Origin of the sequence: uncultured Halopseudomonas sp. (assembly GCF_963977355.1) — a bacterium.
Classification (GTDB): Bacteria; Pseudomonadota; Gammaproteobacteria; order Pseudomonadales; family Pseudomonadaceae; genus Halopseudomonas.
On sequence record NZ_CAXBOV010000009.1, the window covers coordinates 1 to 12,212 of the forward strand.

Sequence of the window (12,212 nt, forward strand, 5' to 3'; positions counted from 1 at the left end):
AGATATTCAATTGTGCATTTTGGACAGTGCATTGATTCTCCTATTAGCTATAACGTGTGAACTCATGGGCCGGTTTGTAGCCGCGAAGCGGCGGAGAACCGGTCCCGTGAAGTGATTTGTTATGAGTGCGATCACTTCCAGCTAAATGTGTATGATCGAGAAACCCCTTCAGAACTCCCACTAGTTTTTATGTATTCTATTTTCGATTTTACACAGAGCTCAGAATTCTTAGTCATTTCTTCAAATTCATCTGGGGAGTAACCTCTTCCAATTGGAAGCCCATTTTTTGAGGCACTGCAACCAGGAAGAGTCGAAAGAAGTTCTTTGTCAAACTCAAATGTCGTAACGACATAGGTGCTTAGGTAGAGACTAACGACGGCAATTGTGCAAAAAAGATACACGAAAATCTTTAATTTCTTATTCATAGCTATATTGCTCATAACGCCCGCGTAAAGCGCGCGAGGTACGAGCGTCGCCTTTGACGCGCTTGTTAGCACTTTTCACGCTTATACTGGTCATAATTTAAACTGTACGTTGGCAGCTCTGAACCGAAGTGGAGCTCTATTTCTCGGGCTCCTGCTCCTAAGCAAAGCTCCCGATAGACTCGCTCTTCAATTCCGGTAACTCCACCCTCTAGTTTCTCCATTGGATGAAATATGACCCTAGGCGACGGTGCTATCCACCTGTTTTTGTGTAGCTCTCGAAATCCATGCATTAATAGTTTCTCTGCAACTTGGAAATCGTGAACTAGAAGCCTTGGATGCTGAAAGGGGTTGACAATGATATCCCGCTCGCTCGAAGGCAAAGCCTTCACAGAGTTTCCGATCGCAACAACAACCCGCTGGCCTTTTTCATTGTTTTTCAGCGCCATCAATGGCTCTTCATCGAAGACCTCTTTTGTGTCAATACAATAGATCTTGAGTCGGCCAGCCCAAAGCTGAATATAAAGATCGCTTGAGAACACTGCCTTAAGGTATTGAAGCATAGTTTTCCTGATTGATAGCTAACGCCCAACTCAGCGGGCAATTGAAGCGCAGCGTAAATTGATCCGCTGCAGTTGTTTGTTAGGCAATTGGGCACTCGCTAATTTTGCGTGCAAAGTAATACTCCTTTGCCCTGGAAACGGATTCTTTGTTTACTTCTGCTAATTGCTGTCTGCTAATCTTTTGATCTGACCCCCCAGCCCAGAATGCCAATTTGGGAGAGATAGGGATAAAAGCAAAATCCCCGTAGCCATCTGCGACTATGAATTCACCATCTTGAGCCTCAATTAGCCCCCATTTAAAATCGCTACACATGTGCCAATCACGATCAAGACTAATTTGAATTTGTAGACCAGACGCAAACCTAGATGCCACCACTCCACCGTCTCTAACAAAACTAGCATTTTTGCTTTCCAGTATTTCTTCCTGTTCCTTGGTTAAACCTGACCCCGACACTCCTTTTAGCACGACGTCTGCTGGACTACCGAGATGGTAATCGTGCCTTAAACGCCACAGAAGACAATATTTTGAAATTGCCTGATGATTTCTATCTGAAAAACTTTTTATATCGTCAATTTCTTTATGGAAAGCATTTTCTATAGGAACCATGTATCCAGTTTCCGCACGTTGGTCCCACGTGCGTTTGGTGCTAAATATTTTTGCTCTCTTATGCCTTTTGACTATCGCACCAGAGGAGAGCTCCATTACTTCTACTTTCTGATCTGAATCATAGAATAATGAAATCGCATGAGCCGTGTGGAAGTGTTGCTCGATGGCCAGCTGTCGCGGATTCTTTTTGATGGTAGGTTCGTATGCCATGTCTTTTTTTTGCCTAACAGTGATTAGACCGCGTTCTGCGGTAATGACTAATGAAGGCTTCGGCTTAACGTCGGCCTTCATTCCTTTTCTTAGCTCGTTAACCATATTTAAATCAATGTGTTAGCTGACCACTGAGTAATTCCTTCGCTATTCGCTTGACTTCTCTATTTCGGGAATCTATTACTACTGTATGGATAAACAGTATAGGAGCCAGCATGGAAGCCACCTCTCCAAAACCTCGCCTTCGCGATCAGTTTCGCGCGGTAATCCGCGTTAATCATTACAGCATTCGTACGGAAAAAAGCTATTGGTACTGGATACGCTATTTCATCCGCTTCCATCAGTTGCGCCACCCGCTTGAGCTTGGGCCGGCGGAAGTGAATGCTTTTCTGAGTTGGCTCGCCACTGAACGACAAGTGGCCGCGGCTACGCAGAATCTTGCGCTCAATGCCATCGTGTTTCTCTATGCCCGGGTGCTTGAGCAACCTCTGGGTGATATTGGGGAGACAGTGAGGGTCAAACGCCCTGCTCGGTTGCCGACGGTGCTCACCCATGCCGAGGCGACAAAAATTATTGCTGGGCTACAGAAGCCATACGATTTACTTGCTGCGCTCATGTACGGATCGGGTTTACGCGTGGTTGAGTCAGCACGTTTACGAATCAAGGATATCGATTTTGACAAGCAGGTCATTGTCGTCCGAGATGGTAAGGGCGCGAAAGACCGAACCACTCTGCTTCCTGCCCCCCTAATGGATCGGTTGAGGGAGAGGCGACGAGCAATACGCGACGCTTGGAAGGCGAAGGACCCGTTCTTCCAGGTCCCGGTCAGCTTGCCGTTTGCGTTACGCCGGAAGTATCCGTGTTCACCCTACTCTTTCGAGTGGCAATGGCTTTTTCCTTCATCAACTATATCTGTCGACGAGGATGGCACAATCGTTCGGCACCATATTCACGTCAGCTCGATACAAAAAGCCGTGAAGCAGGCAGTACGCCAGTCTGAGATAGGCAAACCGGCGGGGTGTCATACGTTTCGCCACACCTTCGCTACTGAACTGTTGCGGCGAGGAAGCGACATACGCACCGTGCAGACCTTAATGGGTCACTCTGACGTCAAGACCACCCAGATCTACACCCATGTACTCGGTCAGGGCTTTGCCGGTGTGCAAAGCCCCCTGGGCTGAGCCGTCTTCAGGCACGCTACCGCCCTATCCTGTTCCCGGACAATTGGAAAATGCGCATTATTATTGGTTTGCAAGGAGTGCAGGCAGTCCGTGCCTGGGAGCGGGGATGTTTCTGGCATTCCTTTGCTGTCTTTGAGATTAATTCAGAGCAGCGGGAAATGTCCAAGGAGATTTACCAGGGATGTGATCTGCTTGCCCAAAAGCAGAACCCCGGCGAGGGCCGGGGTTCTGTTTACTCATTGGGGCGGCCTTAGCCGACCCAGACTCGTGCGTTACGGAACATGCGCATCCAGGCCCCGTCTTCGCTCCACTCGCTGGGATGCCAGGAGTTCTGCGAGGCCCGGAAGACGCGTTCCGGGTGCGGCATCATGATAGTGACGCGGCCGTCACGTGTGGTCAGGCCGGTGATGCCACGGGCGGAGCCAGCGGGGTTGGCCGGGTAACGCTCCGTCATGCGGCCACGGTTGTCGACGTAACGCAGTGCGACGCTGTTGCTGGCTTCGCAGGCGTCCACTGCCCCACTATCGGCAAACTCGGCGTGGCCTTCACCGTGGGCAATTGCGATCGGCAGACGCGAGCCAACCATGCCGCTGAGGAAGATCGATGGCGAGGGCTGGATTTCGACCATGGCGACCCGTGCTTCAAACTGCTCGGAGCGGTTGCGTACAAAACGCGGCCAATGGTCGCTACCGGGGATCAGCTCGCGCAGGTTCGAGAGCATCTGGCAGCCGTTGCATACACCTAACGCAAAGGTATCGGGGCGGGCAAAGAAGGCGCTGAAGTCTTCCCGGGCCTGGGCATTGAAAAGGATCGATTTGGCCCAGCCTTCGCCGGCGCCAAGCACGTCACCGTAGGAGAAGCCGCCACAGGCAACCAAGCCTCGGAAATCCTCGAGGTGTACCCGGCCGCTGAGAATATCGCTCATGTGCACGTCCACGGCGGTAAAACCGGCACGCGTGAATGCGGCAGCCATTTCCACCTGACCGTTGACGCCCTGCTCGCGCAGGATGGCAATACGCGGACGGGTGCTGCCGCTGATATAGGGTGCTGCTACATTTTCGTTAATATCAAAGCTCAGCAGCGCCTGCAGGCCAGGGTTTGCATCATCGGCTAGCAGTTCGAATTCCTGGTCGGCGCAGTCCGGATTGTCACGCAGGCGCTGGATGTGCCAACTGGTTTCGCTCCAGGCACGCTGCCAGCTTGCCCGGGTGCCGGTCAGTACGTGAGCGTCATCAAAGGTAAACCAGAAATCCTGCGGTGCCTGTGGCTGGCCGATCACGGCGCTACAGTCACCCAGGCCTGCTGCGGACAGCTGGCTGAGCACGGCTTCGGTATCGCCCTGTCGCACCTGAATCACCGCGCCCAGTTCTTCGTTGAACAGCACTGCGGGCAACTCGCTGGCTGAATCGGCCAGTACATCGAGCTGAATATTCAGGCCACAATGACCGGCAAAGGCCATTTCCGCCAGGGTAGTCAGCAGACCGCCGTCGGAGCGGTCGTGGTAGGCCAGCAACAGTTCATCGTCATTCAGACCCTGGATCACGGCGAAGAAAGCCTTGAGGTCTTCGGCGTCGTCCAGGTCTGGAGCGGTCTGACCAATGCTGTTATATACCTGCGCCAGAGCGGAACCGCCAAGGCGGTTCTGACCGCGCCCCAGATCGATCAGGATCAGGTCGGTATCGCCCTGGTCCAGATGCAGCTGTGGGGTCAGTGTCGCGCGCACGTCCTGTACCGGAGCAAAACCGGTGACGACCAGGGACATCGGCGAAGTCACGCTGCGATCTTCGCCAGCATCATCCCAGCGGGTCTTCATCGACATGGAGTCCTTGCCCACCGGAATGGTGATGCCGAGCGCCGGGCACAGCTCCATGCCGACGGCGCGAACCGTGTCATACAGACGGGCATCTTCGCCAGGGTGGCCGGCGGCGGCCATCCAGTTGGCCGAAAGGCGGATATCGGAGATGCTGTCTATGCGCGAGGCGGCCAGGTTGGTAATGGCCTCGGCGACAGCCATACGGCCGGAAGCCGGTGCGTCGAGCAGCGCCAAGGGTGTGCGCTCGCCCATGGCCATGGCTTCACCTGTGTACACATCGAAACTGCTGGCTGTGACGGCGCAGTCAGCGACAGGCACCTGCCATGGGCCGACCATCTGATCGCGGGCAACCAGACCGGTGATGCTGCGATCACCAATGGTAATCAGGAAGCTCTTGCTGGCAACCGACGGCAGACGCAGCACACGGTTAGCTGCCTCTTCCAGGGGCAACTCGCTGGCGTCGAATGCGTCATTGGGCTCTGCTTCACGCTCGACGCTGCGGTGCATGCGCGGCGGCTTGCCGAGCAGTACCGACAAAGGCATATCAACAGGTTGATTGTCGAAGTGGCTGTCGCTCAGGGTCAGCAACTGCTCTTCAGTCGCTTCACCCACTACGGCAAAGGGGCAGCGCTCGCGCTCGCAGATGGCCTGAAAGCGATCAAAGTCGCTGTTATCAACGGCCATCACGTAGCGTTCCTGGGATTCGTTCGACCAGATCGCCAATGGGCTCATGCCCGGCTCATCGTTGGGGACGTTGCGCAGCTCGAAACGCCCACCACGACCGCCGTCGTTAACCAGCTCGGGGAAGGCGTTGGACAAGCCGCCGGCACCCACATCATGAATAAAGGCGATCGGGTTCTTGTCGCCCAACTGCCAGCAGCGGTCAATCACTTCCTGACAGCGGCGCTCCATTTCCGGATTCTCACGCTGGACCGAGGCAAAATCCAGGTCTTCAGCGCTGCTGCCGGTATCCATTGAGGAAGCAGCACCGCCGCCCAGGCCGATCAGCATTGCCGGTCCGCCGAGCACGATCAACTTGGCGCCCACCGTAATTTCAGCTTTCTCGACATGGCCAGCACGGATGTTGCCCATCCCGCCGGCAAGCATGATCGGCTTGTGGTAGCCACGGATCTCCGGACCCCGTGGTGAGCTGACGGTCTGCTCCCAGGTACGGAAGTAACCGGTCAGGTTGGGCCGACCGAATTCGTTGTTGAAAGCAGCGGCGCCCAGGGGACCATCAATCATGATCTGTAGTGGCGTAACAATGCGCTCGGGCTTGCCGTTGTCTTCTTCCCAAGGCTGCAGGAAGCCGGGAATGCGCAGGTTGGATACGGTAAAGCCAGCAAGCCCCGCCTTGGGCTTGCCGCCGCGGCCGGTAGCACCCTCGTCACGAATCTCGCCACCGGAGCCGGTTGCGGCGCCGGGGAAAGGGGCAATCGCGGTCGGATGGTTATGCGTCTCGACCTTCATCAGAATATGCACGGGCTCTTCGTGGGCACGATACTCGGCACTGCCTGCCACGGGGAAGAAGCGGCCGGCAACAAAGCCTTCAATGACTGCCGCGTTATCCTTGTAGGCGGAAAGAACACCTTCGCTGCGCAGCTGATAGGTGTTCTTGATCATGCCGAACAGGCTCTTGTCCTGAGCCTGGCCGTCGATGTCCCAACTGGCATTGAAGATCTTGTGGCGGCAATGCTCGGAGTTGGCCTGGGCGAACATCATCAGCTCGACGTCGCTGGGGTTGCGCTTGAGCTCCTTGAAGCTGTCGACCAGATAGTCGATCTCGTCATCAGCCAGGGCCAGACCGAGGCTGACGTTGGCCTGTTCCAGTGCCTGACGGCCACCGGCAAGAATATCCACACGCTGGAAAGGCTGCGGCTCTGCGTGGCGGAACAGGTCCTCAGCGGCCTCAGCGTTATCCAGCACGCGCTCGGTCATGCGGTCGTGCAGCAGCGCCGCAACCAGTTTGTTATCCGCGTTGCTCAGCTCGCCGCTCTCGCAGGTGACGTGATAGGCAATGCCGCGCTCCAGGCGGATAACAGATGCCAGGCCGCAGTTATGCGCAATATCGGTCGCCTTGCTGGACCAGGGAGAAATGGTGCCAAACCGCGGCACTACCAGAAACTGGCTGCCTTGCGCCTCTTCCGCCGGGACCGATGGACCGTATCTGAGGATGCGCTCAAGCACCTCCAGCTGCGTTTCATCGAGCGCTTCGCGCAGCTCGGCAAAGTGCATGAACTCGGCATACACGGCGCTCACGCCGGGGACCCGTTCCTGCAGTCGGGCGAGGAGCTTGTCACGGCGGAATTGAGAAAGGGCTGGGGCGCCACGCAGTGTATGCATGCTGGTTACGGCCTCGGAGAAGTGAAAAAAGGAAGGCCCATAGGATACCCCAAGCTGGCCCCGGGGGCCATGCCAGGCTGATGACACATAGTCGAACAGCAAGCGGCTATTTACGCCCGTTGGTTTTGCATATACTGATGGGATGCCAGCCAAACTGACTCGAATCGCTCTGCTGCCGCTTTCGGCAACTTTCCTTGTTGCGGCATTGTTGTCGGGCTGCGAGCAACCTACCACCCGCCTGGAGCAAATGCGCGACCAGGGTACGGTGCGCATGGTCACCCGTAATACGCCGACCACCTTCTATCAGGATCGCCACGGCAATACGGGCTTGGAGTACGAGCTCAGCAAGCGTTTTGCCGACAGTCTTGAGCTGGAGCTCGACGTACAGACGATCGATACGCTGGACGAGCTGTACGGACAGATTGCTTCCCCGACCGGCCCGCAAATAGGTGCAGCCGGAATAACGGTCAATCCGCAACGCACCGATCAGGTTCGTTTCTCAACGCCCTACATGGAAGTCACCGCCCAGGTGGTGTACCGCCGTGGCGATTCTCAACCGCGCTCAATCGAGGATCTGTACGGAAAACGAATCATGGTGCTCAAGGGCAGCACCCTGGCGGATCAGTTACGTGATTTACAGATTGAGCATCCCCAACTGGTCTTCGAGGAGTCGGATCGTGTCGAAGTGGTCGACCTGCTGCGTCTGGTCAACGATGACGAGATAGACCATGCGGTGGTGTATTCCAACGAGCTGGTGGTCAATCAGGCGTTCTATCCTGCAGTGCGTGTCGGTTTTGATCTCTCCGACCCGCAACCGATGGCATGGGCCCTGCCACCCGGGGAGGATGACAGTCTGCAGCAAGCGGTAGATGTCTTTTTCGCCAGCATTCGCGCCGATGGCACACTGGACCAATTGATCGAACGCTTCTACGGCCACGCCGATGTACTGGATTACGTTGGTGCCCGCGGCTTCGCCAGGCACATGCAACAGCGTCTGCCGCGCTACGAAAACCTGTTCCGCCAGGCTGGCGACCAATACGGGCTGGACTGGCGTCTGTTGGCCGCGATGGGCTATCAGGAATCCCTGTGGGATCCGGATGCCGTTTCGTTCACCGGCGTGCGCGGCATCATGATGCTGACGCTGCCGACGGCCAAGTTCGTCGGCGTGACCAACCGCATCGATCCCAAGCAAAGTATTTTCGGCGGTGCACGGTATCTGATCTGGGTACGCGACCAGTTACCCGAAGACATCCCCGAGCCCGACCGTACATGGTTTGCCATGGCCGCCTATAACGTGGGCATAGGCCACCTGGATGACGCCCGCAATCTGACCCGCAGCAACGGTCGCGACCCGAACCGCTGGATTGACGTGAAGGATCACCTGCCGCTGTTGTCGAAAAAAGAGTGGTACAGCAAGACTCGTTACGGTTATGCCCGTGGCGCCGAGCCCGTGCACTACGTACAGAACATTCGCCGCTACCACGAGATACTGCAGTGGGTGACCCAACCCCAGGCGGAGATGGCACAGGCAGATGCTGAGCAATACCACGCGCCGGGAATTCTCGATCAACTACCCCAGGGTTTCTGAGCTACCCCTGATCGCTTCAGGCTTCTAACCAATGACTACCGCCGCCCCTTGAAAAACGCCTTGAGTATCGCCCCACACTCCTCGGACAAAATCCCGCCCTCCACCTCGATCCTGTGATTCATCCAGGCCTGATCGAGCACCTGAGCGCGGCTGATCACCGCGCCAGCGCGGGGCTCGCTGGCCCCGAATACCAGGCGCGAGACGCGGCTATGGATAAGCAGCCCCGCACACATGGTGCAGGGTTCGAGGGTGACATAAAGGGTGGTATCTGGAAGACGATAATTGCTCTGCGCCAGGGCAGCCTGGCGAAGTGCAACCATCTCCGCATGGGCGCTGGGATCCTTACTGCTGATCGGCTGATTGAAGCCCTTACCGATCACCTGCCCCTGATAAACCAGCACTGCACCCACCGGCACCTCACCCAGATCTGCGGCAAGTTGCGCCTCGGCTAGCGCCAGGCGCATGAAGTCGATGTCGGCGGGCTTCATCGGCTGACGCGATCAGATCAGCTTACGGGTTCTGAGCAGCTCTATTACCTCGGCAACGCAGGTGTCCAGATTCTGCTTGCTGGTATCGAGAACCAGATCTGCATCGTCCGGCGCTTCGTACGCATAGGAAACACCCGGTACGGTGCCCTCGGCATTGGCAGCATACAGCCCCGACGGATCGCGCTCCTGGCAGACGTCCATGGGTGTATCCAGATACACCATCAGGCAACGCTCACCGAGAATGTAACGGGCCTGGGCGCGACTTTCCGCGGTTGGAGCCACGAATGCACCCAAGGCAATAAGGCCCGCCTGGTTCATCTGCCGAGCAATACGCGCGCCCTTGTGCAGGTTTTCAGCACGGCCTGCAGCGTCCTGGGTAAGACCCTTGCTCAGATCCTGACGCAGTTCCTTGCCATCAAGCACGTAGCAGGCACGGCCACTGTCGAACAGCTTGCGCTCGACCGCATAGGCCAGAGTGCTCTTGCCTGAACCGGACAACCCGGTGAACAGCAGAGTAACCGGCTCCTGGCCGAAACGCTGGGCACGTTCACTGGCGGTCACATGGGCGAAACCGCCATGGCGACTACCGGTGGTGTTCTGGCCCAGCAGACCCTTGGCGACAATCATGCCGGCGCCGACGGTGCCGTTGGTCATGCGGTCGATCACGATAAAGGATCCGCTGGTGCGGTTGGCACGGTAATCGTCATAGGCAATCGGACGCTCGAGTGACAGCTCTACCCTGCCAATCTCGTTCAGGCCCAATTCGGGCGCATCCTGCTGCTCCAGCGTGTTGACGTCTATGCGATGCACGATGCGCGTAAAGGAGCCCGGGCTGTTGCTGGTGGCGCGCTTGATATCGTACTTGCGGCCCGGCTGCATTGGCTGGTCGGCCATCCACACCAGGTTGGCTTCGAACAGATCGCCAATCAAAGGACGGTTGTCGATATGCGCGAGTACGTCGCCGCGGGATATGTCGATCTCGTCTTCAAGGGTCAGGGTAACTGCCTGGCCGGGGCCGGCACTTTCCAGCTCGCCGTCGAAGGTCACGATGGATTTGACCCGGCTGGTCTTGCCCGAGGGCAGCACCACAAGCTCGTCACCCTTGTGCACTACACCCGATGCCAGCGTGCCGGCAAAGCCGCGGAAGTTCAGGTTAGGACGGGTAACCAGCTGTACCGGAAAACGCAGGTCCTTGAGGTTCCGGTCGGCCGCCACTTCTACGGTTTCGAGGATTTCCATCAGGGTCTGGCCGGTATACCAGGGGCTGCGCTCGCTACGGTTGACGACGTTGTCACCCTTGAGGGCAGACATCGGCACGAAATGCACACTATTGCCGTCGAGCGTTTCCAGTCCCTTGGCAAACTCGCGGTAATCGTCACAGATCTGATTGAAAACGCCTTCGTCGAAGTCCTTCAGGTCCATCTTGTTGACGGCCACGACGATATGCTTGATGCCCAGCAACGAGGCAATGAAACTGTGACGCTTGGTCTGCGTCTGCACACCGTAGCGGGCATCAATGAGGATAATCGCCAGGTCACAGGTCGAGGCGCCGGTGGCCATGTTGCGTGTGTACTGCTCGTGGCCGGGGGTGTCGGCGATGATGAACTTGCGTTTGGCGGTGGAGAAATAGCGGTAGGCCACATCGATGGTGATGCCCTGCTCCCGCTCGGCCTGCAGGCCATCGACCAGCAGCGCCAGATCAACTTCTTCGCCCGTCGTGCCGGACTTCTTGGAATCGCGAGTAATGGCTTCCATGTGATCTTCGTAGATCATCTTGGAATCATGCAATAACCGCCCGATCAGCGTACTCTTGCCGTCGTCGACGTTGCCGCAGGTAAGAAAGCGCAGCAGTTCCTTGCGTTCGTGCTGGCCCAAATAAGCCAGGATATCTTCGCTGATCAGTTCTGATTGGTGACTCATGTATCTCTCCGGGCTAAGCGCCCCGCTTAGCTGAAGTTAGAAATAACCCTGGCGTTTCTTTTCTTCCATCGACCCGGCTTGATCGTGGTCGATCATGCGGCCCTGGCGCTCGGATGTGCGGGTCAGGAGCATTTCCTGAATGATTTCCGGCAGTGTGGCGGCCGAGGATTCGACCGCCCCGGTGAGCGGGTAACAGCCCAGGGTACGGAAGCGAACCATTTTCATTTCCGGCTTCTGCCCCTCTTCCATGGGCATACGATCATCATCGACCATGATCAACGAGCCATTGTGCTCGACCACCGGACGCTCAGCGGCGAAATACAGGGGGACGATCGGGATGCTTTCCAGATAGATGTATTGCCAGATATCCAGCTCGGTCCAGTTCGACAGGGGAAAGACCCGAATGCTTTCGCCCTTGTGTACCTTGCCGTTGTATACGTTCCACAGCTCAGGCCGCTGGTTCTTGGGATCCCAGCGGTGGTGCTTGTCACGGAAGGAATAGACGCGCTCCTTGGCGCGGGATTTTTCCTCGTCGCGACGGGCGCCGCCAAAGGCTGCGTCGAAGCCGTACTTGTCCAGCGCCTGCTTCAGTGCCTGGGTTTTCATCACATCGGTGTGCACTGCACTGCCGTGGGTGAAGGGACCTACGCCCTGGGCCAGACCCTCGGCGTTCTGGTGCACGAGCAGATCCAGATCCATTTCTTCAACCATGCGCTCGCGGAACTTGTACATCTCGCGAAATTTCCAGCCGGTATCAACGTGCAACACCGGGAACGGCAAGCGGCCAGGATAGAACGCCTTGCGCGCCAGGTGGAGCATCACGGCGGAGTCCTTGCCGATCGAGTAGAGCATCACCGGGTTCTGGAACTCCGCAGCCACTTCACGAATGATGTGGATGCTTTCCGCTTCCAGTTGCTTGAGATGAGTCAGTTTTTCCAGCATGGCGTACTCGCGATATCAAGGGGACGACGCGCATCCCGAGGTCAGTTGGCCGCATTGTAACAAACGCCCGGCAATCTAATAAGGCGTGTTTTAATACCTTTAAAGCATATCAATATAGCTCGCGACGCCGTACCG

8 protein-coding genes are annotated in these 12,212 nt (G+C 56.7%); 2 read left to right on the forward strand and 6 right to left on the reverse strand.

Annotated features, from left to right (window positions below; genetic code table 11):
- Positions 1 to 490 precede the first annotated feature (490 nt).
- Positions 491 to 985: a rod shape-determining protein gene (locus AAC076_RS06095; protein WP_320332100.1), complete on the reverse strand. Its 495-nt coding sequence runs from the start codon at positions 983 to 985 to the stop codon at positions 491 to 493.
- Positions 986 to 1,064: 79 nt separating this feature from the next.
- A complete protein-coding gene (locus tag AAC076_RS06100) occupies positions 1,065 to 1,883 on the reverse strand; it encodes a hypothetical protein (RefSeq protein ID WP_339843645.1) in 819 nt (272 codons plus the stop codon).
- Positions 1,884 to 2,017: 134 nt separating this feature from the next.
- On the opposite strand from AAC076_RS06100, the gene AAC076_RS06105 reads away from it, so the two are divergent.
- Positions 2,018 to 2,983, forward strand: coding sequence for an integron integrase (locus tag AAC076_RS06105; protein ID WP_339843647.1), 966 nt, complete (start codon positions 2,018 to 2,020; stop codon positions 2,981 to 2,983).
- A 250-nt stretch (positions 2,984 to 3,233) separates the two neighbouring features.
- Here AAC076_RS06105 and purL read toward each other — a convergent pair whose 3' ends face one another.
- The gene (gene purL, locus AAC076_RS06110) at positions 3,234 to 7,139 is read right to left on the reverse strand and encodes a phosphoribosylformylglycinamidine synthase (RefSeq protein ID WP_339843649.1); all 3,906 of its coding nucleotides are present in this window, start codon (positions 7,137 to 7,139) and stop codon (positions 3,234 to 3,236) included.
- Positions 7,140 to 7,281: 142 nt separating this feature from the next.
- Between purL and mltF the strand changes: the two genes are divergently transcribed.
- Positions 7,282 to 8,727, forward strand: coding sequence for a membrane-bound lytic murein transglycosylase MltF (gene mltF / locus AAC076_RS06115; protein WP_339843651.1), 1,446 nt, complete (start codon positions 7,282 to 7,284; stop codon positions 8,725 to 8,727).
- A 35-nt stretch (positions 8,728 to 8,762) separates the two neighbouring features.
- On the opposite strand, the gene tadA is transcribed toward mltF, so the two are convergent.
- From tadA to cysD, 3 genes are read right to left on the reverse strand one after another with little or no spacing between them, the layout of a single operon-like run.
- Positions 8,763 to 9,215 (reverse strand): tRNA adenosine(34) deaminase TadA, encoded by a 453-nt coding sequence (gene tadA, locus AAC076_RS06120; protein ID WP_339843652.1) that lies wholly within the window; start codon positions 9,213 to 9,215, stop codon positions 8,763 to 8,765.
- A 12-nt stretch (positions 9,216 to 9,227) separates the two neighbouring features.
- Positions 9,228 to 11,135: a sulfate adenylyltransferase subunit CysN gene (cysN, locus tag AAC076_RS06125; RefSeq protein WP_339843653.1), complete on the reverse strand. Its 1,908-nt coding sequence runs from the start codon at positions 11,133 to 11,135 to the stop codon at positions 9,228 to 9,230.
- Positions 11,136 to 11,171: 36 nt separating this feature from the next.
- The gene (gene cysD, locus AAC076_RS06130) at positions 11,172 to 12,077 is read right to left on the reverse strand and encodes a sulfate adenylyltransferase subunit CysD (RefSeq protein ID WP_339843654.1); all 906 of its coding nucleotides are present in this window, start codon (positions 12,075 to 12,077) and stop codon (positions 11,172 to 11,174) included.
- Between the last annotated feature and the right edge of the window lie 135 nt (positions 12,078 to 12,212).

Bases quoted from the DNA above. Each gene is read 5' to 3' on its own strand.
- AAC076_RS06095 (WP_320332100.1), bottom strand. From the start codon at position 985: ATGCTTCAATACCTTAAGGCAGTGTTCTCAAGCGATCTTTATATTCAG.
- purL (WP_339843649.1), bottom strand. From the start codon at position 7,139: ATGCATACACTGCGTGGCGCCCCAGCCCTTTCTCAATTCCGCCGTGAC.
- AAC076_RS06100 (WP_339843645.1), bottom strand. From the start codon at position 1,883: ATGAAGGCCGACGTTAAGCCGAAGCCTTCATTAGTCATTACCGCAGAA.
- AAC076_RS06105 (WP_339843647.1), top strand. From the start codon at position 2,018: ATGGAAGCCACCTCTCCAAAACCTCGCCTTCGCGATCAGTTTCGCGCG.
- cysN (WP_339843653.1), bottom strand. From the start codon at position 11,135: ATGAGTCACCAATCAGAACTGATCAGCGAAGATATCCTGGCTTATTTG.
- mltF (WP_339843651.1), top strand. From the start codon at position 7,282: ATGCCAGCCAAACTGACTCGAATCGCTCTGCTGCCGCTTTCGGCAACT.
- tadA (WP_339843652.1), bottom strand. From the start codon at position 9,215: ATGAAGCCCGCCGACATCGACTTCATGCGCCTGGCGCTAGCCGAGGCG.
- cysD (WP_339843654.1), bottom strand. From the start codon at position 12,077: ATGCTGGAAAAACTGACTCATCTCAAGCAACTGGAAGCGGAAAGCATC.